Annotated in this window: 22 protein-coding genes; 18 read left to right on the top strand and 4 right to left on the bottom strand. The window is 74.6% G+C overall.

The genetic code is table 11. From position 1 onward, the window contains the following. Positions 1 to 131 precede the first annotated feature (131 nt). On the top strand, positions 132 to 1,511 hold the full coding sequence (locus tag ABZX67_RS14825) for a condensation domain-containing protein (RefSeq protein ID WP_355359358.1): 1,380 nt from the start codon (positions 132 to 134) through the stop codon (positions 1,509 to 1,511). 298 nt (positions 1,512 to 1,809) lie between these two features. Beyond that, entirely contained in the window at positions 1,810 to 3,021 is a 1,212-nt protein-coding gene (locus ABZX67_RS14820) for a glycosyltransferase (RefSeq protein ID WP_355359355.1), read from the top strand. A gap of 78 nt (positions 3,022 to 3,099) precedes the next feature. Here ABZX67_RS14820 and ABZX67_RS14815 read toward each other — a convergent pair whose 3' ends face one another. Continuing rightward, positions 3,100 to 3,798 carry an alpha/beta fold hydrolase gene (locus ABZX67_RS14815; RefSeq protein WP_355359352.1) on the bottom strand — a complete coding sequence of 233 codons (699 nt, stop codon included), beginning with the start codon at positions 3,796 to 3,798 and terminating at the stop codon, positions 3,100 to 3,102. A 241-nt stretch (positions 3,799 to 4,039) separates the two neighbouring features. Between ABZX67_RS14815 and ABZX67_RS14810 the strand changes: the two genes are divergently transcribed. The 5 genes from ABZX67_RS14810 (at position 4,040) to ABZX67_RS14790 (ending at position 8,556) form a co-directional block, all read left to right on the top strand. Continuing rightward, positions 4,040 to 4,705: a hypothetical protein gene (locus tag ABZX67_RS14810; RefSeq protein WP_355359349.1), complete on the top strand. Its 666-nt coding sequence runs from the start codon at positions 4,040 to 4,042 to the stop codon at positions 4,703 to 4,705. 151 nt (positions 4,706 to 4,856) lie between these two features. Continuing rightward, positions 4,857 to 5,942, top strand: a complete 1,086-nt coding sequence (locus ABZX67_RS14805) for an S-(hydroxymethyl)mycothiol dehydrogenase (protein WP_355359346.1) — start codon at positions 4,857 to 4,859, stop codon at positions 5,940 to 5,942. Beyond that, complete coding sequence (locus ABZX67_RS14800; RefSeq protein WP_355359343.1) at positions 5,939 to 6,571, top strand: MBL fold metallo-hydrolase; 633 nt, start codon at positions 5,939 to 5,941, stop codon at positions 6,569 to 6,571. Before ABZX67_RS14805 ends, ABZX67_RS14800 begins: the two co-directional genes overlap by 4 nt. A 127-nt stretch (positions 6,572 to 6,698) precedes the next feature. Further along, positions 6,699 to 7,514: a universal stress protein gene (locus ABZX67_RS14795; RefSeq protein WP_355359340.1), complete on the top strand. Its 816-nt coding sequence runs from the start codon at positions 6,699 to 6,701 to the stop codon at positions 7,512 to 7,514. Positions 7,515 to 7,530: 16 nt separating this feature from the next. Beyond that, entirely contained in the window at positions 7,531 to 8,556 is a 1,026-nt protein-coding gene (locus ABZX67_RS14790; RefSeq protein ID WP_355359337.1) for a pyruvate, phosphate dikinase, read from the top strand. Between the two features lie 39 nt (positions 8,557 to 8,595). Here ABZX67_RS14790 and hpnR read toward each other — a convergent pair whose 3' ends face one another. Further along, entirely contained in the window at positions 8,596 to 10,107 is a 1,512-nt protein-coding gene (gene hpnR / locus ABZX67_RS14785; RefSeq protein WP_355359334.1) for a hopanoid C-3 methylase HpnR, read from the bottom strand. Between the two features lie 154 nt (positions 10,108 to 10,261). Between hpnR and ABZX67_RS14780 the strand changes: the two genes are divergently transcribed. After that, the gene (locus ABZX67_RS14780) at positions 10,262 to 10,570 is read left to right on the top strand and encodes a DUF1876 domain-containing protein (RefSeq protein ID WP_355359331.1); all 309 of its coding nucleotides are present in this window, start codon (positions 10,262 to 10,264) and stop codon (positions 10,568 to 10,570) included. Positions 10,571 to 10,672: 102 nt separating this feature from the next. Beyond that, a complete protein-coding gene (locus ABZX67_RS14775; protein ID WP_355359328.1) occupies positions 10,673 to 10,948 on the top strand; it encodes a DUF1876 domain-containing protein in 276 nt (91 codons plus the stop codon). Between the two features lie 126 nt (positions 10,949 to 11,074). Here ABZX67_RS14775 and ABZX67_RS14770 read toward each other — a convergent pair whose 3' ends face one another. Next, the gene (locus ABZX67_RS14770) at positions 11,075 to 11,476 is read right to left on the bottom strand and encodes a ChaB family protein (RefSeq protein ID WP_355359325.1); all 402 of its coding nucleotides are present in this window, start codon (positions 11,474 to 11,476) and stop codon (positions 11,075 to 11,077) included. Between the two features lie 232 nt (positions 11,477 to 11,708). Between ABZX67_RS14770 and ABZX67_RS14765 the strand changes: the two genes are divergently transcribed. The 4 genes from ABZX67_RS14765 (at position 11,709) to ABZX67_RS14750 (ending at position 16,821) form a co-directional block, all read left to right on the top strand. Next, positions 11,709 to 12,674 (top strand): thiopeptide-type bacteriocin biosynthesis protein, encoded by a 966-nt coding sequence (locus ABZX67_RS14765; RefSeq protein ID WP_355359322.1) that lies wholly within the window; start codon positions 11,709 to 11,711, stop codon positions 12,672 to 12,674. A 1-nt stretch (position 12,675) separates the two neighbouring features. After that, a complete protein-coding gene (locus tag ABZX67_RS14760; protein ID WP_355359319.1) occupies positions 12,676 to 15,405 on the top strand; it encodes a lantibiotic dehydratase in 2,730 nt (909 codons plus the stop codon). A 19-nt stretch (positions 15,406 to 15,424) separates the two neighbouring features. Then, complete coding sequence (locus tag ABZX67_RS14755) at positions 15,425 to 15,577, top strand: hypothetical protein (protein WP_355359316.1); 153 nt, start codon at positions 15,425 to 15,427, stop codon at positions 15,575 to 15,577. Positions 15,578 to 15,654: 77 nt separating this feature from the next. Then, positions 15,655 to 16,821: a lanthionine synthetase LanC family protein gene (locus ABZX67_RS14750; RefSeq protein ID WP_355359313.1), complete on the top strand. Its 1,167-nt coding sequence runs from the start codon at positions 15,655 to 15,657 to the stop codon at positions 16,819 to 16,821. On the opposite strand, the gene ABZX67_RS14745 is transcribed toward ABZX67_RS14750, so the two are convergent. Next, on the bottom strand, positions 16,786 to 17,964 hold the full coding sequence (locus ABZX67_RS14745) for a galactosyldiacylglycerol synthase (RefSeq protein ID WP_355359310.1): 1,179 nt from the start codon (positions 17,962 to 17,964) through the stop codon (positions 16,786 to 16,788). The two genes, ABZX67_RS14750 and ABZX67_RS14745, sit on opposite strands and share 36 nt — an antisense overlap. A 210-nt stretch (positions 17,965 to 18,174) precedes the next feature. Between ABZX67_RS14745 and ABZX67_RS14740 the strand changes: the two genes are divergently transcribed. The 5 genes from ABZX67_RS14740 to ABZX67_RS14720 all read left to right on the top strand — a co-directional run. Then, on the top strand, positions 18,175 to 18,957 hold the full coding sequence (locus tag ABZX67_RS14740) for an SDR family NAD(P)-dependent oxidoreductase (protein WP_355359307.1): 783 nt from the start codon (positions 18,175 to 18,177) through the stop codon (positions 18,955 to 18,957). 4 nt (positions 18,958 to 18,961) lie between these two features. Beyond that, positions 18,962 to 19,846 (top strand): DMT family transporter, encoded by an 885-nt coding sequence (locus ABZX67_RS14735; protein ID WP_355359304.1) that lies wholly within the window; start codon positions 18,962 to 18,964, stop codon positions 19,844 to 19,846. Next, entirely contained in the window at positions 19,840 to 20,706 is an 867-nt protein-coding gene (locus tag ABZX67_RS14730; protein WP_355359301.1) for a polysaccharide deacetylase family protein, read from the top strand. The genes ABZX67_RS14735 and ABZX67_RS14730 overlap by 7 nt, the downstream gene beginning before the upstream one ends. Positions 20,707 to 20,867: 161 nt before the next feature. Continuing rightward, entirely contained in the window at positions 20,868 to 21,944 is a 1,077-nt protein-coding gene (locus tag ABZX67_RS14725) for a class I SAM-dependent methyltransferase (RefSeq protein WP_355359298.1), read from the top strand. A gap of 47 nt (positions 21,945 to 21,991) precedes the next feature. Then, positions 21,992 to 22,207, top strand: a 216-nt coding sequence (locus tag ABZX67_RS14720) for a DUF6153 family protein (protein ID WP_355359296.1), incomplete at its 3' end; no start/stop codon positions are given.

Raw genomic sequence — 22,207 nt, 5'->3', positions numbered from 1 at the left:
GGCGCCCGACGATACCCGGGCGTGCCATCGCCGGCGCCGGCTCGGACCCGCTGGGAAGCACACCGTTGCCGTTCACGGTGCGGTGGCGTTGACAGGAGGCGTGTTGATGGTGGACGGCGGGAGAGGACGGCATGCTGCAGGTCTCGGTGAAGGACACGAAGATCCGGCCCGGGAAGGCGCACCGGTGGCATCTCGTGCCGGTGTCCGGTGACGGACCGCCGGCCGTGCCGCGGATGGCGGGCTACAACCAGGCGAAACACTTCGCAGTCGCCCGGCACGCACGGACCGTGAACGAGCCGGTCCGCTCCTATGTCGCCGCGACGTTCGAGATCACCGGTCCGGTGGACCTGGACGCTCTCGGGGAGTCCCTGCTGCATCTGGTACGCCGCCATGAGGTGCTGCGCGCGTTCTACGAGCCGCTCGGCGAGGACCTCTCCTGCAAGGTCCTCGCTCCTGGCGAGGTCGCCCTCAAGCATGTCGAGTCGGACCAGTTGGACACGTCGGAGCAGGCCGGTGCCTACCTCCACCAGGCGGTCAGGGAGGTCGAGACCCTCTCCTGGCCGCTCATCGCCATGGGCGCGGTGGTCCGGGACGACTCGGCCACGGTGTGGTTCTCATGCGACCATCTGGTCACCGACGGACTGTCCACGGCCATCGCCGTCAACGACATCGCCGGAGCGTACCGGGCCCTCACAGCAGGCGAGGCCCTCCCGGTGGCGGAGGCGGGCAGCTACCTCGAGTTCAGCCGGAGCCAGCGCCGCAGAAACCAGGACCTGCACTCCGACGACCCGCGACTGGACTACTGGCGGGACTTCACCCGGCGCAACGGCGGCCTGTTCCCCCGCTTCCCCCTCGATCTCGGCACCTTGCCCGGCCGGTTGTACGCGCCGGTCACCACCACCGAGCGACTCCTGGACGCACAGGGCGTCGAAGCCTTCGAGGCGGCGTGCAGGGACCTCGGCGGGAGGCTGTCGATGGGGCTGCTCGCCGCGCTGGCCACCGCCGTGCGGGAAGAGGGAGGGCCTGCGGTGTACCGAGGTCTCATGCCGGTCAACGAACGAGGCAAGGGCGTCTACGCGCAGTCCATGGGCTGGTTCATCAACACCCTCCCCATCGAGTTCGCCGTGGGCGGAGCAGAGAGGTTTGCCGGCACTCTGGCCGCCGCCCACACCGCGTACGCGCACATGCAGGCCCACCGGGAGGTGCACTTCGTACAAGCGTGGCGCCTGCTTGCCCCGGCCGAATACGCCAGGCTGCATTACTGGCCGCACGCGGTGAACTTCTACTCCTACATCGACTTCCGGCGGATGCCCGGCGCCGCGTACCACACCGGCCTACAGGCCCGGATGCACGTGTGGGTGTCCGGGTGCAACGGAATCCTGCACTGGTTCCACCGGGCCGACGACGGCCTCCACGTCAACACCATCCATGTCGACACCCCTCAGGCCCGTACCACTCACGCGGGTCTTCTCCGGGCCCTCACCCACACCGTGACCACGGCCCTTCAGTGACACCTGTGGTTCTTGGCGAGCTTCGACGCGCGAGGAGGCGGCGTCGCTGGGCAGGAGAGCCACAGCGTCCACTGGAGCTCCAGCGCGGGAAACGCGGGCATCGCTCAACGGGCGAGCCGGCCGCCTGCGGCGGAGTCGGCACACACCGAAGTCTCGTACCGTGTCGGCCAGAGCGCGGATGAGGTCTTCTCGCATTCCGTCCGCCGGATCAGGCGGCCGGCGCAGGGAACCGGGCCGTACCTCGGAAATGGCCGGCCCGGCCGCGCATCAACGGACATGGGAGATCGACGAAGTGCGTGTGTTGTTGTCGACGTATGGGTCGCGTGGGGACGTCGAACCGCTGGTCGGGCTCGCGGTGCGGCTGCGGGAACTCGGCGCGGAGGTGCGGGTGTGCGCGCCGCCGGACGAGGACTTCGCGGAGCGGCTGGCCGGGGTCGGTGTGCCCATGGTGGGGGTCGGGCAGTCGGCGCGCGCGCTGACGACTGCGGCGCCACCGCCGTCGAAGACCAATCTGCCGCAGCGCGCGGCCGATTTGATCGCCGGTCAGTTCGAGGTGATACCCGCGGCGGCCGAGGGGTGCGACGTGCTGGTGGCGACGGGCGCCATGCCGGCCATCGCGGGGGCGCGGTCGGTGGCCGAGAAACTGGGCATCCGCTACGTGTCGGCGATCTTCCAGCAGCTGACCCTGCCCTCGCCGCAGCGCCCGCCGCTGGCGTACCCGGGGCGGCCGTTCCCGCCGGAGGTGACCGACAACCGGGCGCTGTGGGACCTGGATGCCCAGAGCATCAACGCGCTGTTCGGTGAGGCGCTCAACACCAACCGGGCGTCGATCGGCCTGCCGCCGGTGGACAACGTCCGCGACTACGCCTTCGGTGACCGGCCGTGGCTGGCGACGGACCCGGTACTGGACCCGTGGCTGGAGACGCCGGACCTCGACGTCGTACAGACCGGCGCGTGGGTGCTGCCCGATGAGCGGCCGCTCCCGGCGGAGCTCGTCGCCTTCCTGGACGCCGGCGCGCCACCCGTGTACGTGGGCTTCGGCAGCATGGCCGTACGCGCGGGGGAGGACGCGGCCCGGGTGGCCATCGAGGCGGTTCGCGGATTCGGCCGCCGGGTGCTCGTCGGGCGCGGCTGGGCGGATCTGGGCCTCATCGACGACCGGGACGACTGCTTCGCCGTTGGCGAGGTCAACCACCAGGAGTTGTTCGGACGGGTGGCTGCCGTCGTGCACCACGGCGGCGCGGGTACGACGACGACGGCCGCTCGGGCCGGCGCTCCTCAGGTGGTGGTGCCCCAGTTGGCGGACCAGCCGTACTGGGCCGGCCGGGTGGCCGAGCTGGGCATCGGCGTAGCCCACGACGGTCCGGCGCCGACCGTCGAGTCCCTGTCGGCCGCGCTCAAGACGGCGCTGGATCCGGAAACCGGCGCCCGGGCGAAGGCCGTGGCCGGCGCGGTCGGCACCGACGGGGCGATGGTGGCCGCGAAGCTGCTGGTCGACGCCGCCGGCTGAGAAAGGTCGAGAGACGAGTCCGCGCGAACCGCGCGGACTCGTCCCGCCAGGGACAGTGCGGTGCTTAGGGGGGGTCGGTTACCGCCCGGCCGCTTCGAGGAGGACCCGCGCCAGTTCGCCCGGCTGGGAGAACATCGGCCAGTGGCCGGTGTCCATCTCGACCAGCCGCCACCGCTCGCCGGTCAACAGCGCGGCCACGTCGTCGGTCGGCTCGGCGCCGTCGAGCAGGCACTTGACGTACGTCGCCGGAAGCTCGCCGAGCGGCCGGGCCAGTACCGCCGGGTCGGCCAGAGAGGCACCCGGATGTGGCGTCGCTCCGGCCACGAGCCGGGCGATCTGCTCATCCGTGAGGCCCTGACCGGCGAAGTCCGCCGCGGCCGGCGGCGCCCAGAAGCCGCCGTTCTCGGCGATGGCGGCCTCCAGCTTCGCCGGGCCCTCCCACCAGGTGGAGACGAACGACTCGCCGGCGGCGGGAACGCTGGAGTCGACGAAGACCACATGCGCCAGCCGATCCCCGATCCGGCCGGCGGCCTGACCGACCGGGATGCCCGAGTAACTGTGCCCGACCAGCACGACATCGCGCAGATCGAGGCGCTCCACCTCCTCGACGATGTCCCGCACGTGACTCTGCCGCCCCGCGGGCACGGACTGCTTGTCGGCGAGGCCTGACAGCGTCAACGGGCGAGCGCCGTGGCCCGCCTCCCGCAGTGCGGGCACCACCTCGTCCCACGCCCACGACCCGAGCCACGCCCCTGCGACCAGTACGAAGTTCGACATGGCCGCACAGTAGAGGAGGGGTCTGACAACGACCCGAAAGAGTTTTCGATAAGAGCAGAAGGTGCTGGACCAGGTCGTGGACACGGTGCAGGCGGTCCAGGTCGAAGGCCTCCAACAGCCCGGCCGAGCAGGCCGGCGGACGGCCCGCCCAGGGCTGAACCAAGCCCCCCGCCGCGATGGTCTAACCTCGAGCGGCTGACCGGAGGCAAGCGCGGACGCGCTCGACGGGGTGGGGGACAGGGTGAGGCTCGTACCGGACGACGATCCGCTGGACGGGATGCGTGTCCGGCTGGAACAGGACGAGGCTCTCCTGGGGTACGAGCCCCAGGAGGGCTTCGCCGACCGCTGCTGGGTGCTCCACACGATCCACGAGGGAGTGGTACGACTCCGGTGGAACGCCGTGCTCGCCCGCGCCGGAAGGCGCCTGGAGGACTGGGAGTACACCCCGTCCTGGAGGGTCTTCGACGGGATCGGCCTGGCCGACGACGCCGACGGGCCTTCCGGGGGCGAGATCGACCGGGAGTGCCTGGTCCGCCTGGTCGGGCTCCTGGCGCGCCACAGTCCCGACGGCCTGGCCGCAGAGTGCTACTGGGCGCAGGCGGCGATCCACGAAGCCGGCCGCCCGGTCACCGTGTGGCGCGGCCGCCTCGGCGAGGCGCCGGCGTTCCACGACACGGCTTGCTCGGAGGAGGGGAGCGCGGCAGCGCACTTCCCGGCGCAGTGGTGGCCCCTGGACCGCTCCTGGTACGTCCTCACCGACTGGGACCTGAGCGCCACCGAGGTCTTCGGCAGCCCGGACCTCGTCGCCGCCCTGCTCGTGGACGACGAACTCGACGCCGTACGCCACCCCGGGATCGCCGAGGTCCTGAACGACGAGGGAAGAGACGCCCGCTGGCGCAGCCGGTGAGGCTCACGGGCCCGGCCGTGCCGCCCGTCCGACGGACCGCGGCGCCGACGCGCTGGCCGAAATGATCTGTTCCGTCGCCCTCCCGAGGGACCCCGTACCGAAACTGGTACCGAGAACGCGTCCATTCACTTCAGCGGACAGGACTGTCACCATGGCGCAGCAGGTACAGGGGGTCGTCGCCCCGGGGCGGAACGAGCCCGTGCGGGTCGAGACCATCACCATCCCCGACCCCGGCCCCGGCGAGGCGGTCGTCAGGATCCAGGCGTGCGGGGTCTGCCACACCGACCTGCACTACAAGCAGGGCGGGATCAACGACGACTTCCCCTTCCTCCTCGGCCATGAGGCGGCGGGCGTCGTCGAATCGGTGGGCGACGGCGTCACCGAGGTGGCCGCCGGAGACTTCGTGATCCTCAACTGGCGGGCGGTGTGCGGGAAGTGCCGGGCGTGTCTGCGCGGCCGGCCCTGGTACTGCTTCGACACCCACAACGCCCGGCAGAAGATGACCCTGGCCGACGGCAGAGAGCTGGCACCGGCGCTCGGCATCGGCGCCTTCGCCGAGAAGACCCTGGTGGCGGCGGGCCAGTGCACCAAGGTCGACCCGGCCGTCGCCCCTGCCGTCGCCGGGCTGCTGGGCTGCGGGGTGATGGCCGGCATCGGAGCGGCGATCAATACCGGACAGGTCTCACGGGGTGACTCGGTCGCCGTCATCGGCTGCGGCGGCGTCGGTGACGCGGCGATCGTCGGCGCACGGCTGGCCGGCGCGGCGAAGATCATCGCCGTCGACATCGACGACCGCAAGCTGGAGACGGCGACGTCGATGGGAGCCACGCACACCGTCAACTCCCGCTCCACCGACCCGGTCGAGGCGATCCGGGAGCTGACCGGCGGCTTCGGCGCGGACGTCGTCATCGAGGCGGTCGGCCGCCCCGAGACGTACCGCCAGGCGTTCTACGCCCGCGACCTGGCCGGCACGGTGGTCCTCGTCGGCGTGCCCACCCCGGAGATGAAGCTGGAGCTGCCGCTGCTCGACGTCTTCGGGCGCGGCGGCGCGCTCAAGTCGTCCTGGTACGGCGACTGCCTGCCCTCGCGGGACTTCCCCATGCTCATCGACCTGCACCAGCAGGGCCGTATCGACCTCGGCGCGTTCGTCACCGAGACCATCGGCCTGGGCGACGTCGAGAAGGCCTTCGCCCGGATGCACGAGGGCGACGTGCTGCGCTCGGTGGTGGTCCTGTGAGCGCCGCGCGCGTCGACCGCCTCGTCACCTCCGGCACCTTCTCGCTCGACGGCGGTACGTGGGACGTCGACAACAACGTGTGGATCGTGGGTGACGGCTCGGAGGCGATCGTCATCGACGCCGCCCACGACGCCGACGCCATCCTGACCGCCCTCGACGGCCGCACCCTGCGGGCCGTGGTGTGCACCCACGCCCACGACGACCACATCGGCGCCGCCCCCGCGCTCGCCGCCGCCACCGGCGCGCCGGTCCTGCTCCACCCCGACGACCTGCCGCTGTGGAAGCGGACCCACCCCGACCTCGAGCCGGACGGCGAACTGCGCGACGGCCAGGTCCTGACCGTCGCGGGCACGGACCTGACCGTCCTGCACACGCCGGGCCACGCCCCCGGCGCCGTCTGCCTGTACGCGCCCGGCCTGGGCACCGTCTTCACCGGCGACACGCTGTTCGCGGGCGGCCCCGGGGCCACGGGCCGGTCCTTCTCCCACTTCCCGACGATCATCGAGTCGATCCGTGGCCGGCTGCTCACCCTGCCGCCCGGCACCGTCGTGCGCACCGGCCACGGCGAGCAGACCACCATCGGCGCCGAGGCGCCCCACCTGGAGGAGTGGATCAGGCGGGGCCACTGAGCAGCCTCCACCGGCGGCGGCCGTGCGCCCGCCGTGCACGTCCGGCCCCCGTCAGCCGCCGCCGCGCCGTGTTCATGCAGCACAGTGGAGGTACGGGGGACGACGACCGGACGCCGGAGGAGGCGAGATGGCGCGCACCGTCACCGTCGGTGTCGACGAAACGCGCGAGAGCATGGTGGCGGCCGACTGGGCCGCCGGTGAGGCGCTGACCCGGGGGCGCCCCCTGCGGCTCGTGCACGTGTGGAGCCCCGCCACCGACGCCGTCACGCCGGTGGCGGACCGGGGGAGCGGGCGCCGCGGTGCCGAGCGGCTGCTGCACGCCGTGGCCGGACACGTCCACCGCCGCCATCCGGAGGTGGCGGTGGAAACCGCGCCGTTCAGCGGCAGCCCCGTCGACCGGCTGTGCGACGCGAGCGAGGACGCGGAGCTGCTGGTGCTGGGCTCGCGTCGCCTCGGGACCGTGACCGGCTTCGTCGCCGGGTCGGTGTCGCAGGCCGTGCTCGTCCGCGTACGCCGCCCGGTGGTCCTGGTGCGCGCCGAGGGGCGGCCGGCGCGGTGGGCGGGGGACCCGGCCGGTGACGTGGTGCTCGGGCTGGGCCTCGACCGGCCGCGCGACGACGTGGCGGCCTTCGCCTTCGACTGCGCCGTCCGGTACGGCTGCGGGCTGCGGCTCGTCACCGACGTCGCGGATCTCGAGGAACGGGAGCACGTGCTCGACGACGTACTCGCGGCGTGGACGCGGACGTACCCGGCCGTGCCGGTCGCGTGGGAACACGGGCCGGGGCGGCCCGGCCGGACCCTCGCCGAGGCGTCGCGGGGCGCCCGGCTGGTCGTGCTGGGCCTGCGCAGGCGCCGGCTGCGGTGGCGCGCGCACCTCGGCCCCGCCCTCCACGCGCTGCTGCACGACGCGGCGGCCCCCGTCGCCGTCGTACCGCACCGCTGACCGAGGGAGGCGGCGGATGACGACCAGGTACGTGTACGACTTCACCGAAGACGGCCGGCAGGGGTCCGGGCTTCTCGGGGAGAAGGGCGCCGAGCTCGCCGAGCTGACCCGGATGGGCCTGCCCGTCCCGCCCGGCTTCACCGTCACCACGGAGGCCTGCCGCGTCGTCCTCGCCACGGGCGAGCCGCCGCCCGGCCTGGACCGGGAGATCGGCGAGCACCTCGCCGCCCTGGAGCGGACCACCGGGAAGAGGCTCGGACGGGTCGACGACCCGCTGCTGCTCTCGGTCCGGGCCGGCGCCGAGCGTCCCGCGGCGGGCCTTATGGAGACCGTCCTCGACCTCGGGCTGAACGACTACGCCGTCCTGGGCCTGGGCAAGACCGCCGACCGCGAACGCTTCGCCTGGGACTCCTACCGCCGCCTCGTGCAGATGTTCGGTACGACCGTGATGGGCGTGGACCCCGCCCGCTTCGGGCGCGTCCTCACCGGCATCGAGCGGCAGCACCAGGCGGCCGACGACAGCCGGCTGGACGCTTGCGACCTCATCCGGACCGTCGAGACCTTCAAGGACGTCATCGCCGAGACCACGGGGCGGGAGTTCCCCCAGGACCCCGCCGAACAGCTCCGCCGCGCCGTCCGCGCCGCCTTCGCGCGCCTCCCGGAAAGCCCCGGCAGCCCCGGCAGCCCCGGCAACTCCGGCAACTCCGGCAGCCCCGGCAGCCCCGGTGTCGCCGTCACCGTCCAGACCATGGTGTTCGGCAACCTCGGCCCCGACTCCGGCAGCGGCCTCGCGGCCGTTCGCCGGGAGGCGGGCGCCGAGTTCGAGGGCCGCTACCTGCCCAACGCCCAGGGCCGGGACGTCGTCTCGGGCGCCCGCCGGGCCCTGCCGCTGCGCGAGCTCGCGGAGCTTGACCCGCCGTCGTACGCCCGGCTGACCGCCTGCCTGCACCGGCTGGCGGCGCACCACGGGGGACCGTGCGAGGTGCAGTTCACCATCGAGCACGGCACGCTGTGGCTGCTCGGCGCGCGCCCCCTGCCGTAGCGGGTGCTCAGACCCCGTCCGGCTCAGACCCCGTCCGGCTCAGACCCCGTCCGGCTCGGGGTCCGGCCGGCGGACCGGGTGCGCCTGCGCCCGGGTGTGGATGAACAGATCCTGGCGCCCGGGCGGCGCCGTCCGGCGCTGGGGGAGCGGCAGCTCGAACTCCACCGGGCGCCGGTGGTCGGCGAGCTGGCGGCCGGCGTTGTAGACCCGGCCGAACTTCCACAGCATGCGGGCGAAGTTGGTCTGGCCGCGCGCCAGGTTCCGGCCGAGCACCCCCATGGCCCCGATGGCGTTGCTCAGCCCCAGGTGCTTGCGGTTGATGACCGCCTGGGTGCGGACGAGCTCGCGGTAGAACTCCTCCAGGGGCAGCTTCGTGGGCACGACCGCGTGCTGGATGTCGAAGAGGCGGTAGTCGCGTGTCGTGAGCTGGCGGGCCTCGGTGTGCCAGATCTCGGTGCCGGGGTACGGCGTCATCACCGTCAGGTGCACGATCTCCGGCACCGCCAGGGCGAATTCCCGGACGACGCGGAATCTCTCCTTGTCCCAGGCGGGGTCGACGATCAGGTTGATCGCCACCATGATCCCCATCTCGCGGGCCACTTCCAGCGCCCGGAAATTGTCGTCCGGGCTCACGCGTTTCCGGTAGAGGTCCAGCCCCTCGGCGTCGATCGCCTCCATACCCAGGAACATGTAGCGCAGCCCGAGCCGGGTCCACCGCTCGAATACCTCCCGGTTGCGCAGCAGGACGTCACTGCGCGTTTCGAGGTAATAGCGCTTGCGGATTTTCCGCCGCTCCAGCTCGGCGGCGATTCCGTCGCCGTGTTCCGGCCGGATGAACGCCACGTCGTCGACGATGAACACATTCGGTTCCCGGATCGACGCCATTTCCTCGGCCGCCCCTTCCGGGGTCGCCTTGCGGTAACTGCGTCCGTAGAACGTCCACGCGGAACAGAACGAGCAGTCCCACGGACAGCCGCGGGTGAACTCGATCGACGCGCACGGATCGAGCTCGCCGATGAAGTAGCGGTGGCGCTTGCGCATGAGATCGCGGGCCGGGCGCGGCTGGTCCAGGCTGTCCAGCAGCCGCGGGGCCGGTCCGCGGCCGTCCGCGGACACCACGCCGGGGACCGTGCCGAGCCCGCCGTCGCGGGCGGCCGCGAGCAGTGGCGCGACGGCCGGCTCGCCCTCGCCGCGGACGACCGCGTCCACCGCGCCGCCGGCCTGCTCCAGCACGTGCTCGGCGATGAACGAGACGCTGTGGCCGCCGAGGAAGACGAAACATCCCGGAGAGGCGGCCTTCGCCTGCCGGGCGATCTCGATGGCCTCGGGAATGTTGGCCAGGTAATTCAGCGAGATTCCCAGCGCCTCCGGTGCGAACGAGGACATCTCGCGGTCGAGCAGCGCACGGGAAAGGACCTGGAGATCCACCACGCGCACCTCGTGACCGGCGTCCCGGGCCGCCGCCGCCACCCGCTCCAGCCCCAACGGCTCCAGTCGCAGGAAGATCTCGGAGTACATGAGGGCACTCGGATGGACAAGCATGACGCGCATCTGGGTCTCCGGCCGCCGGCAATAGAAGGTTTCCGCTGGTTCCGCTGGTTTCCGCTGGAACATTTCTGCCTTGTCGGCCCGCCTTCTCCCGGGAGGCACGCCGCAGGCACGCGGCCCGGGGCCCGGAGAGGGATCCTGAAATCAGGAGGTTGCCATGGCACGAACACTGGAGTGGCGGGTCCGCCTGGAACTCGCCGAGGACGACGGCACCACGCGGGCGCGGGCGACCGTGGAGACGGGGACGGAGACGCTCACGGGGCACGGGACGGCCCGGCGCAACCCCGACGACCCGGACGTCCCCGAGATCGGCGACGAACTGGCGGCGAGCCGCGCCATGAGCGATCTGGCGCGGCAGCTTCTGCGGACGGCGTACCGGGACATCGGCAAGGTGGGCGCGGGGCTGCCGGAGGCCGAGCGGTACGAGGACGCCGGCGGCTACGGGTGGTCGGCGGTCAGCGGGTAGGGCGGGGCGCACGACGCCGCTCCGCCGAATGGGCGAGCCCTCGCGCTCGGGTGCACGCTGGAGGAGTGACCCAGGAGGGGAGTGACCCAGGAGGTGAGTGTGATGCAGACGATCGTCGGATGGCACGTCGACCTGGAGTTCTCCGAGGACGAGGACACGGGCAAGACCAAGGCCTCTTGCCTCGTCAGGCTCCCGGACGGCACGGAGCTGCGCGGCCACGGCAGGGCCAAGCGGCACCCGGACGACATGGAGCAGCAGCGGGTCGGCGAGGAGATCGCGGCGGCGCGCGCGCTCAATGAACTGTGCAGGAATCTCATGAAAAAGGCCGGACACGAGATCGAGGAGGTGACGCACATCCCGGCGCACATCGCGATGTGAGCCGCCGAGCCGGACACCTCTGAGAGCCCCGGACCCGCCTCGGGCGGCCCGGGGCTCCCGTCGCTCGCCTCCGCGGGCGAAGCGGCGAGGCGCGCCTCTTCGTCGCGCGTCCTCCGCCGTGCGCCCTCAGTCGCGCGCCTTGCGCGTCTCGGACCTGTTCGCCTTGCGGATGGCCTCCACGAGCTCGGGCTTCGACATGCGCGAGCGGCCCTCGACGCCGAGCTTCTTCGCCAGCTCGTACAGGTGCTCCTTGGAGGCGTGCTCGTCGACGCCCTCGCCGCTGCGGCCGCCCTGGCCGCGCGGGCGCGCCGCCAGCGAGTCCGAAGGCCCCTTGCGGCCGCCCTCCTTGCGCTCCCAGTGGTCGCCGACCTTCTCGTGCGTGTGCTTCAGCGCGCTGAACGCCACCCGGTGCGCGCGCTCACCCTCGCCGTACTGCTCGACGGCCGAGTCGTGCGCCTCCGCCCACGTGCGCTGCGCGCTCTCCGGAGAGCGCTTCAGTGTCGACGGCATGACCTCTCGTCCCGGCATGACCGCCGCCTCCCTCCCTCGGGTGGATGTCGGACGAGGGACGAGTGTCCGAGGAGTTCCCGGACAAACGGCACGGCCGGCGGCCGGCTGGCGTGCGCGCCGGTAGTTCCGGAATGCGGAAATGCGCCCGCGTACGTCCATCGATAATACGATCAATTCTTTTCGTGCTTTCGGCACAAAGCGGCCCGGACATCACTGAGGAGGAATCCCCCCCCACCAGCGAGGAGGCCGCATGCTGCAAGTCGAGCGTCTGCTGGCCGATTGCCTGGACGACGCACGTTCCCAGCCGCTGGGCACCGTGCCGCTCGTCCCCGACGGCCCCGCCTACGCGGCGGCCCGCCGCGCGTTCCTCACGGCCGGGCTGCGGGCATTGCGCGAGGACCTGCCGGAGACCGGCTGGGTGCAGGTCAGCGTGGCGCCCGGGGCGTCCGCCTGGCCGCTGCTGTACGCACGCCTCGCCGAGGCCGCCGACGAGCTCCTCTCCACCGGCCTGGCACGCGACTTCTTCTTCATGCACAAACCACCGGGCCTCCGCGTCCGCTTCCGCGCCTCCGATGCGTCCCGGGCCGCCGAGCTGCGCGCCGCGCTGGCCCGCCACTTCGAACGGCGGGACGGCGCCTGGTCGCGGCCGTACGCCGGCGTGTACGAGCCGGAGACGTACCTCTTCGGCGGCCCGCGCTCGATGCCGTACCTGCACGGGCTGTTCACCGCCGACTCCCGGGCCTGGCTGGACCTCCACACGGCCGCGGCCGGGGAGCCCGCCCCGCCCGACTGGCGCGTGTCCCTGATCCTGCTGCGCACCGTGCTGGACTCCCTCGGCATCGTCGGCTGGGAGCATCGCGGGGTCTGGCAGGTCGTCCGGGAGGAGACCGGGCGCCGCCTCGCCGACGGCCTGCGCGGCGAGGCCCGGCAGCGCGCCGCCGACGGCATCCGCGCGTACTGGAACGAGACGCCCGACGCGCAGCTCGACGCGCTCCCCAAGGCGTGGCGCGACGTCCTGCGGTCCCACCGGGAAGCGGCGCGGCGGGCGGCGGACAGCTGGCGCGCCGGCTACTTCGAGTCCGGCGAGGCGACGGTCGGCCCGCGCCGGGCAGCCGCCCACCACGTCATCTTCCACTGGAACCGAGGCCGCTTCTCCGTGGCCCGGCAGTGCCTGCTCACCGAGGCGCTCGCCGACGCCGACGAGGGGACGGCCTGAGGTGGCGGCCGCACGCGAAGCGGCCGACGCGCGGGACGCGGCGCAGGCACCGCGCGTACGCGAAGCGCCCGGCGTCGCACCGGGCGCGGCCGGCGCACCGGACTCCGGGGGCGTACGCGACCGGGCCCTCGGCGCCACGGCGCTGCTGCGCGTCGCGGGCATGCCCTGCGGCGCCTGGACCGCGGCCGCGAACCCCGAGCTGTTCGAACGGGTCGTCCGCCGGACCGAGGCCGAGGACCGGCGCGCCGAACGCGCCCGGCTGCTCGCCGACCGGCTCGGCACCGACGTGGTACCGCACGTCCGGTTGGCGGGCGCGGACCGCCGCGCCGTGCTGGCCCTGCGGCGGCGGCTGCACTCCGGCGCGGCGCCGGGCGCGGCGGACTGCCGCCTCCTGGAGGACTCCCCGGCCGTCCCCGCCCGCCTGGCGGCCGAGGCCCGGGCCCTGCTGCACGAGACCGGCACCGCGGCCGCCGACCTCACGGCCCTGGAACACGCGGTCGCCGCCGAGCAGGAACGCATCGCCGTCCAGGCCTGGGACACCGCCCGCTCCAGCCCCGTCCTGCGCGCCTTCCTGGCGGCCGCCGCCCCCGGCCTCACCGAGGACGTCGAACGGCGCCTGGCCGAGGGCCAGCCCTGGACCGGCAGGCAACTGCGCAAGCGCACCGCGTACATCTGGCGCGTCCTGGGCCGGGCCGCGGCGAAGACCACGCCCCGCGGCTGGGCGGGCCAGATCGCCGCCCTGCCCGTCACCGCCGCACCGGACGGCAGCTCCCTCCTCGCCCCTGCCGCCGAGCTCGGCGCGCTCGCGGCCACCGCCATGGAGAACATCCACCTCGTACGGGCCCGGATCGCGCCCCTGGACCTGCGCACCGCCGACCCCGGCACTCTGCTCGTGCCCGCACCCCTCCACTTCACCGAGCCGGCCACCGCACCGGAGGACCCCGCGGGACGGCTGCGCGCTTACGTCGTCGACCCGCGCGAACCCGGCCGGCTCCGCCAGGTCGTGCTGCGCCGCACCCGCGCCCTGGAGGCCGTCCTGGGCCTCCTCGCCGACGGGCCGTGTCCGCTGGGCGAGCTGGAGAAGACGGTGCTGGGCGCCGCCGCGCCGCCCGGCGGTGCGCCGGCCGCCGACCCGGGCGTGCTGCGCGGGTTCCTCCAGCACCTGCTCTCCATGGGCGTCCTCCAGGTCTGCGCGGCGCCCCGGCATCGGTACAGCCCTTGGACCCGCGTCGACGCCGTCACCACGAGCGGCACGCTGCCGCACCCCGACACGCCCGAGGCCACCGACCCGGGCGGCTGGTTCCTCGACGCGTACCGGGCCCTGGGGCCCGGCGTCACCGTGCCCGTACCGGCGGCCGAGCGCGTGCTGCGGGGCCTGCGGGTCGCCGCCCGGATCGCCGCCCTGCGCGAGGCCGAGGGCCACCCGGACATCCCGGCCCAGGCCCGCCCCGAGATCGCCGCCCTCACCGAACGGCCGCGCCCCGTCAGCGAGATCCTCGCCGACCGGCTCTCCGCGGCCGATGGCTCGCCGCCCACCCTCCGCCGGTACGGCGGCTGGGCCCCCGCCCGCGACCCCGGGTCCGGCTACGCCCGGCTCCTGGACCACCTGGACGCCGCCGCCCGCTCCGGCGCTGAACGGGTCGACGTGGACGACGCGCTGCTCGACGCCCTGGGCGCGCCGCGGGGCCGCGACGCCGTGCCGCCCTGGCCCGTCGACTGCCTGCTGCGCCCCCTGCGCCCGCACACCGGCCAGGGACCGGTGGCCGTCCTGGAGACCGCCTCGGCCGCCGGGGTGCTCGACGCCCGCTTCGCCGACGGACTGCGCACCCTGTACGGCGGTTATGGCAACGCCGACGCCTACCGCGACTTCCTCGCCGCCGTCGAACGGCGCACCGGCGTCCGGTTCGTCGAGCTCCTCGTACCACCGCTCGCCGAACGGGCCGCCAACGCCGTCCGCCGCCCCGCGACGACCACGTGGTGGACCGGCGACCCGGACCCCACGCCGTACTACGGGCCGCTCGGGGCGCACGCGCGCTACCTGCCGCTGGACCGCATCACCGTGCGCCGCAGCGGCCGCCGGATCATCGCCGAGGCCGACGGGCAGCGCATCATCCCCGTCCACCACGCCACCCGCTCCCCGGTCCCGCCCTACGACGTGCTCGTCCGGATCCTGCTCGCCGCGAGCCACCCGGCCGCCTCCTGGCTCGTCCGCCTGGACGGCCTGGACGCGGCGCTGCCGGACCGGCGCAGGCTGCCGCGCCTCACTGCGGGCGGCGAGCTCGTCCTCTCCCCGGCCACCTGGCGGCTCGACCGCACGCGCCTGTGGCACCCCGGCGACGACCTGCTCGCCAAGGTCCGCACCCTCGCCCTGCTGCGCCGCGACACCGCGCTGCCCCGCCACGCCTTCGTCCGTTCGGCCCCCGGCGCGAAGCCCGTGCCCGTGGACTTCGACTCGCTCACCGCCCTCCACCTCGTCGAGCGGCTCTGCGCCCAACAGGCGGGCGGCGAACTCCTCGTGGAGGAGATGCTCCCGGCACCGGGAGAGCTGCTGCTGCGCGATCCCCTGCACCACGGCGCGGCCGTCGCCGCGCAGGCACTGCTGCGGCTTCCGCACGACCGGAGCGCCGAACAGCTCGCCGTCACCGCCGCCGACGCACTGCTGCGCGGCGACGGACAAGACCTCCCCGGCCCGCCCGCCAGGCGGTCCGCCGGGGCGGACACCATCCAGTGAGGAAGAAAGGGAACGTCCCATGCCCAACATCGAACTGGCCGACCTCGACCTGCTGATCAACGACCTCGACGAGCGCATCACCGACAGCGAGCTGCCGTCGGCTGCGCCTTCGACCGCCGGGTGCAGCGGTCTGTGCACGATCGTCATCTGCGCCACCGTCGTCATCTGCTGACGGCCTCTACAGGAGCCGCCCGGCCCGTCCGGGCGGCTCCGCCCACGTGACACCGCGCCCCGCCCGGGAGGAGCCCGATGGCGCACACCACCCACGACACCGCTCACGACCTCGCGGTCCGGTACCTGGAGAAGTGGTCCACCGCACCCCACGAGGCCACGCACCCCTCCGACCCCGGCATCCCCGTCCTCGCGCACCTGGTCGCGGACAGGGATACGGCGGCCGCCGCCGTGGCCGTCTGGGCCAAGTCGGCCGGACGCGGCCCGTCCCACCCCGCGCTGTACGACGGCGGCCTCGCGGGCACGCTCGTCGGCCTGCGCCTCGGCGCGCGCCTCCACCCCGCGCTGCACCGGGCCGCCGACCGGCTCCGCGACCACCTCGGCACCCGCACCGCGGAGTACCGGACACGGGACGTGGCCTTTCCCGACTACGACCTGATCTCAGGACCCTCCGGCACGCTCCTCGCCCTGTGCGCGGGCGCCGACCCGACACCCGGTCAACTGCGCCCGCTCGCCGCCCACCTGGCGCTCCTGTGCGACGGCGACGAACTGCCCCGCCTGAGGGCCGGACAGTACGAAGGACACCCGTACCTCGCGTGGACGCAGGGCCGCGTCAACACCGGCATGGGCCACGGCGTCGCCGGACTCGCCACCGCCCTCACCGCCGCCCGCCGCCGCCTCGGGCCCGACCCGGAGCTCACGGCCGCGCTGACCCGGGCCACGCGCTGGCTGGCGCGCCAGGCGTACGACGACGCCCGCGCCATCCGCAGCTGGCCCGGTGCCGGACTCGACGGCGACCCGCCACCGGACGGCGCGAACCGCCGCCAGGCCTGGTGCTACGGCAACCCGGGCGTCGCCTGGGCGCTGTGGGACGCGGCCGACGCGCTCGGCAACAAGGAGGCGGCCGAGAAGGCCGCCGGGGCGTTCACCACCCTCGCCGAGCACTACGACGAGGAGTTCCACCTCTTCGGCGACACGCCCGGTGACCTGCTGGGCCTCTGCCACGGAGCGGCGGGCGTCCTGGCCGTCGCCGACGCCTTCGACCGCCACGCCCGCGTGCCCGCCGCGGCCGCGCTCAAGGAACGGCTCGTCCGCCACCTGGTGGCGCGGCTGCCCGACACGTGGGACGACCTCGACGCCTGGCCACCGGGCCTGCTCTGCGGCGTACCCGGCGCGCTCGGCGCCCTGCTCACCGCCGCCCACGGCGCCTCACGCGCATGGCTGCCCTGCCTCGGGCTCCGCTGACGGGTCGCCGGCCGGCGGAGCGCCGAGCCCCGCCACCAGCCGCGCCGCGTCGTCCCGGAACACCGCGGCGCCGCGCTCCACACGCCCCTCCCGCTCCGGCCCCGGGCGTACCAGTCGCTCCGCCAGCTCCAGCAGCTCCGCGACACCGGACGCGTACACGGTCAGGCCCTCGGCCGCCATCCGCCGTACGCCGACGGCGCCGTGCCCCGGGATGGGCCGGTAGCCGATCACGGGCACGCGCGCGGCGAGCGCCTGGACCGAGGTCTGGCCCGCCGCGTTGTCCACCAGCAGCCGCGCGGCCGACATCAGCCCGGGCATGTCGTCCACCCACCCCAGCGCCAGCACCCCCGCCGCCCGGGCCGCGCGCCGCCGCAACCGTGCGTCGCGCCCGCACAGCAGCACCGGCAGAAACCCGCGACCGGCCAGCGCCCCGGCGGTCGCCTGGAGCCCGTTCCCGACGCCCCACGCCCCGGCCGACAGCAGCACCGGCGGCCGCCCGCCGCCCGCCCGCGCCAGGCGCTCCGCCCACGCCTCCGACCGGGGCGGGCGGTCGAACCCCGGCGGCACCACCGGCCCCGGCGCGGCGGCCGGGCGCCCGGTGAGCGCCCGGGCCGTCCGCGCCCCGGCCTCCGACACGCACAGGAACGCGTCGTTCCCCGGCTCCAGCCACGCCCGGTGCAGCGCGAAGTCCGTGACGAACACCGCGCTCGGCACCCGCAGCGTGCCGCGCCGCCGCATCCGCCCCGTCACCTGGCCCGCCAGATGGAACGTCGACACGACGACGTCCGGCCGCCAGCTCCGCACCAGCGCGGCCAGCCGCTTCTCGGCCAGTGCGGCCATCGGCGACACGTCGAGCCGGCCGCGCGCCGGCGCCGCGCCCCGCGACGCCTCCGCCGGGCCTGCCTCCGCCGGCCCCGGCGCCAGGAAGACCGCGTAGATCAGCTCGTACAGCCAGGGCGCATGACGCACCGTGAACCGGTAGAACGACCGCACCGCCGGCCCGGCCCCCGGCGGCAGGAGCGCCAGCACATCGCGGACCAGGACGTCGTGGCCCGCCGCCCGAAGCCGGCGCGCCAGCTCGGCGGCCACCGTGTCGTGGCCCGCGCCCATGCTCGCGCTGAGCACCATGCACCGCCGCCCCATGGACGCCTCCCGACCTCGACGCCGGTCTCGGTTTCCGGCGAATTCCATGCTCGTCCGTCCGGGTGCGGGGCGCGGCCCGGGAAGGCACCGAATCGGCCTGTTCGGGTGGATCTGCGCCGGAACGTGGTGGGCGCGCCCGCTCCTGGGAGGCGAACCGGCCGGAAACAGGGACGCTGGAAGGGCACGTTCCCCACACCCCGGAGGATCCAGATGCCCCCGACACCCGCAGGGCAGGCGCCCGCAGGGCCGGTCGTGCTCGTCACGGGAGCCTCCTCCGGGATCGGCGAGGCCGTGGCCGAGCGCATCGCCGCGGCCGACCGGGGCTGGCGCCTGCTGCTCGGCGGGCGGGACGAGGAGCGGCTGGACGCGGTGGCCCGGCGCACCGGCGGCACGCCGCTCGCGGTCGACCTGGGCGACCGGGAGGGCGTGGAACGGCTCGCAGCCGAGGCCCTGAAGCGGGAGGGCCGCGTCGACGCGCTGGTCGCCGCCGCCGGGGTGGGCTGGGCGGGGCCGTTCGTCGGCATGCCGGGCGACGACATCGACCGGCTGCTGACCGTCAACCTCACCGGGGTGGTGCACCTGGTGCGGCTGGTGCTGCCCGGGATGGTGGAGCGCGGAGCGGGACGCATCGTCGTCATCGGGTCGATGGCCGGCCGGGTCGGCGTCGCCAACGAAGCCGTGTACGCGACCACGAAAGGCGGCCTGCTCGCCTTCGCCGAGAGCCTGCGCTACGAACTCGCCGGTACGCGCGTGCGCGTGACGGTCGTCCTGCCGGGCGCGGTCGACACGCCGTTCTTCGACCGCCGGGGCGTCCCGTACCACCGTGACCACCCGCGGCCGGTGCCCGCCGAACGGGTGGCGGAACTGGTGTGGCGGGCCCTCGCACGCGGCACCGACCACGACCTCTACGTACCCGGATGGCTGGCGATGCCCGCCCGGCTGCAGGGCGCCGTGCCGGGCTTCTTCCGCGCCATGGCGAAGCGGTTCGGCTGATCCCGTGCTCGCCCTGTCGATCCTCCTGGCGCTGCTCGCGGCGCTCGGCAACGCCGGCGCCTCGGTGCTCCAGCGGCGTGCCGCGGCCGACGTCGGCCCCGGCCCCAGGCCGTCCCGGTCCCGGGGCGGGTGGATGGCGGTCCTGGTGCACCGGCGGGTGTGGGTGTGGGGCGCCGGGCTCCTCGCCGTCTCGGGCATCCTCCAGGCGCTGGCCCTGGCCACGGGGCCGCTCTCCATCGTGCAGCCCGTCATGAGCACCGAGCTGATGTTCACGCTCGTCCTCGGCAGCGTGGTCTTCCGCCGCAGCCCCGACACCGCCACCCGCTGGGCGTTCGCCGCCATGGCGGTCGGCCTCGCCGCCTTCCTCGCCCTTGCGGACCCCTCGGGCGGCCGGGACACCGTCCCCCCGGCCGACTGGTTGTGGACCGCCATCGCCGTCGGCGCGTTCGTGGCCGTGATGATCGCCGTGTCGGTACGGCTGCCGTCCGCCCCGCGCGCCGCCGCCCTCGGCACGGCCACCGCGACCGGCTTCTCCTGCACCGCCGCGCTGCTCAAGGACGCCCTGGGGCGGCTGCCGGACGGGCTCGACGCGGTCCTCACCACCTGGCAGCCGTACGCTGCCATGGGCGTGGGCCTCGCCAGCTTCCTGCTCCTCCAGGTGACCCTGCGGGCGGGCACCCTGGTGGCGTCCCAGCCCGCGATGACCCTCGGCGACGCGCTGCTGAGCGTGGTCCTCGGGGTGACGCTCTTCGCCGAGAAGGTCCACCTCGGCTGGCGCGTCGGCTTCGAGGTGCTGGCTCTCGCGATCCTCACCGCCGGCTGCGTCCACCTGGCCCGCTCCCCGCTGGTCGCGGAGGGACCGGAGGCCAACGGGCGGTCGAAATGGTGAGCCGCCTGAGCCCCCTGAGCGCCCCGAGCACCCCGAGCACCCTGAGCACCCTGAGCCCCCCGAGCCCCCTGCGCCCGCTGATCCCCCGCACGGCCGCGTGGGCGGCCCTGACCGCCGCCGCCGGGCACATCGGCCCCGCCGCGACCTGGCTGCCCGGGCCGCGCGCGCTGCTGTGGCCGGGGCTCGACGGACGCGGCGACCCCTCGCGCGTCGCGCTCACCTTCGACGACGGCCCCGACCCCGCCAGCACCCCCCGCTTCCTGCGCGCCCTGGACGAACTGTCCGTCCGCGCCACCTTCTTCGTCCTGGGGGAGCGGCTGGCACGCCACCCGGACCTCGGGCGCCGGATTGCCGCCGAGGGCCATGAACTGGCCGTCCACGGCTGGCGACACGACCGCCCCTGGTGCCCCCGTCCGCTGCGCGACCCCCGCGACCTGGCGCGCGCCACGGAGCTCGTCGCCGAAGCGGCCGGGCAGCGGCCCCTGTGGTACCGGCCCCCGTACGGCATCCTCACCGGCGGGCGCTGGGCCGCGGCCCGCGCCGCCGGGCTGCGCCCGGTGCTGTGGTCGGCGTGGGGCCGCGACTGGACCGCCGACGCCACCCCCTGCAGCGTCCTGGCCGAGGTGACGAGGACCCTGCGCGGCGGGGGCACGGTCCTGCTCCACGACTCCGACGTGACGAGCGCGCCCGGCGCGTGGCGGGCCGCCCTGGGCGCCCTGCCCGGCCTCCTCGCCGCGTGCCGGGCGCGCGGCCTGACGGTCGGACGGCTCGCCGACCACGGCCTGGGCGGCCGGCCGGCGCGGGGACGGCGGACCTCCGGAGCCGGGGCCGAACGTGCTGCCTCCGGGCCGGACGGGTGACCCGGCCGCGCGGCCGGCCCGGGCGGACGCCGCGCCCCTGGCAGGGTGGGAGCCGTTAACTCCCAAGCGCCCCCGCCACAGAGGGCTGCTGGGCCGGGTCCCCCGGGGCGGTCACCACCGCGCCGGGGGACCCTGCCTTGGCCGAGGAGGGCGTGACACGAGTGACGCGAGCGGAAACGGAAGTGGAAGCGGAGGAGTTCGCCGCCCGGGTGGCCGGCATCCTCAACGACGCGTGCCTGGCCCTGCTCACCAGCGTCGGCCACCAGACCGGCCTCTTCGACGCCATGAGCACCCTGCCGCCCGCCACCAGCCGGGCCATCGCCGACGCGGCGGGGCTGCACGAGCGGTACGTACGCGAGTGGCTGGGCGGCATGGTCGTGGGCGGCTTCGTCACGTACGACCCCGAGGACCGGACCTACCGCCTGCCGCCCGAACACGCCGCCTGCGTCACCACGGCGGCGGGCCCCGACAACCTCGCCGGCATGATGCAGTACATCGCGCTGCTGGGCGAGGTCGAGCAGCGGGTCGTCCACTGCTTCCGCGCCGGCGGCGGCGTACCGTACTCCGCCTACCCGCGCTTCCAGGCGCTGCAGGCGGAGGAGAGCGCCCGCGTCTACGACCGCGCGCTGGTGGACACGATCCTCCCGCTCGCCCCCGGCGTCGTGGAGCGGCTCCGGGACGGCATCGACGTCCTCGACGTGGGCACGGGCCAGGGCCACGTACCCGTGATCCTCGCCCGCGCCTTCCCGCGCAGCCGCTTCCACGGCGTGGACCGGGCGGAGGAGGGCATCGCCGCGGGCCGCGCCGAGGCCGAGCGCCTCGGCCTGGACAACGTCCGCCTCACCGTCGGCGACGCGACGGACCTCCCCGGTACGTACGACCTCGTCACCGCCTTCGACGTCATCCACGACCTGGCCGAACCCGGCCCCGCGCTGGCGGCGATCGCCGGCGCGCTGCGCGAGGGCGGTACGTTCCTGATGGGCGACATCGCCGCCTCCAGCAGCCTGGAGGAGAACATCGGCCACCCCTTCGGGCCGGCCCTCTTCGGCTTCAGCCTCTTCTACTGCATGACCACCTCGCTCTCCACCGGCGGCGCCGGCCTCGGCACGGTGTGGGGTGAGCAGACCGCCCGCCGCATGCTGCACGAGGCGGGCTTCCCCGAGGTGGAGGCCCGGTCGGTCGAGGGCGACCCGCTGAACGTCTACTACGTCGCCCGCCCGGGTGACCGGCCCCGGTGACCACCCCGACGCCCGGGGGCGCCGCCCGGCCGCCTACGATGGACGGCGTGATCGCCGCGCAGCACCGCCGCCCCGTACGCCCGTCGGCGTACCGGCGCGTGCTGCTCGTCCTGGCCGTGCTCGCCGGGGTGTTCGCGATGCACGGGCTGGCCGCCGGTACGGCGGCGCCGCAGCACGGTCCTCGTGGGCGCCCTGCGCGGCGCCCGCCGGGCGGGCGCCGACCTCGCCGAACAGGCCCACCTCGCCGACCAGGCACTCATCGC

It is taken from the genome of Streptomyces sp. NPDC003036 (genome assembly GCF_040611175.1).
In the GTDB taxonomy this organism is placed as follows: Bacteria; Actinomycetota; Actinomycetes; order Streptomycetales; family Streptomycetaceae; genus Streptomyces.
Note: the sequence above shows the minus strand (reverse complement) of the source record. Positions and strands in the feature narration are given on the sequence as shown.

Excerpts from the sequence above, each read along its gene's own strand:
- hpnR (WP_355359334.1), bottom strand. The coding sequence starts at position 10,107 with ATGCGCGTCATGCTTGTCCATCCGAGTGCCCTCATGTACTCCGAGATC.
- ABZX67_RS14805 (WP_355359346.1), top strand. The coding sequence starts at position 4,857 with ATGGCGCAGCAGGTACAGGGGGTCGTCGCCCCGGGGCGGAACGAGCCC.
- ABZX67_RS14815 (WP_355359352.1), bottom strand. The coding sequence starts at position 3,798 with ATGTCGAACTTCGTACTGGTCGCAGGGGCGTGGCTCGGGTCGTGGGCG.
- ABZX67_RS14780 (WP_355359331.1), top strand. The coding sequence starts at position 10,262 with ATGGCACGAACACTGGAGTGGCGGGTCCGCCTGGAACTCGCCGAGGAC.
- ABZX67_RS14790 (WP_355359337.1), top strand. The coding sequence starts at position 7,531 with ATGACGACCAGGTACGTGTACGACTTCACCGAAGACGGCCGGCAGGGG.
- ABZX67_RS14795 (WP_355359340.1), top strand. The coding sequence starts at position 6,699 with ATGGCGCGCACCGTCACCGTCGGTGTCGACGAAACGCGCGAGAGCATG.
- ABZX67_RS14740 (WP_355359307.1), top strand. The coding sequence starts at position 18,175 with ATGCCCCCGACACCCGCAGGGCAGGCGCCCGCAGGGCCGGTCGTGCTC.
- ABZX67_RS14775 (WP_355359328.1), top strand. The coding sequence starts at position 10,673 with ATGCAGACGATCGTCGGATGGCACGTCGACCTGGAGTTCTCCGAGGAC.
- ABZX67_RS14750 (WP_355359313.1), top strand. The coding sequence starts at position 15,655 with ATGGCGCACACCACCCACGACACCGCTCACGACCTCGCGGTCCGGTAC.
- ABZX67_RS14755 (WP_355359316.1), top strand. The coding sequence starts at position 15,425 with ATGCCCAACATCGAACTGGCCGACCTCGACCTGCTGATCAACGACCTC.
- ABZX67_RS14770 (WP_355359325.1), bottom strand. The coding sequence starts at position 11,476 with ATGCCGGGACGAGAGGTCATGCCGTCGACACTGAAGCGCTCTCCGGAG.
- ABZX67_RS14745 (WP_355359310.1), bottom strand. The coding sequence starts at position 17,964 with ATGGGGCGGCGGTGCATGGTGCTCAGCGCGAGCATGGGCGCGGGCCAC.
- ABZX67_RS14765 (WP_355359322.1), top strand. The coding sequence starts at position 11,709 with ATGCTGCAAGTCGAGCGTCTGCTGGCCGATTGCCTGGACGACGCACGT.
- ABZX67_RS14730 (WP_355359301.1), top strand. The coding sequence starts at position 19,840 with ATGGTGAGCCGCCTGAGCCCCCTGAGCGCCCCGAGCACCCCGAGCACC.
- ABZX67_RS14825 (WP_355359358.1), top strand. The coding sequence starts at position 132 with ATGCTGCAGGTCTCGGTGAAGGACACGAAGATCCGGCCCGGGAAGGCG.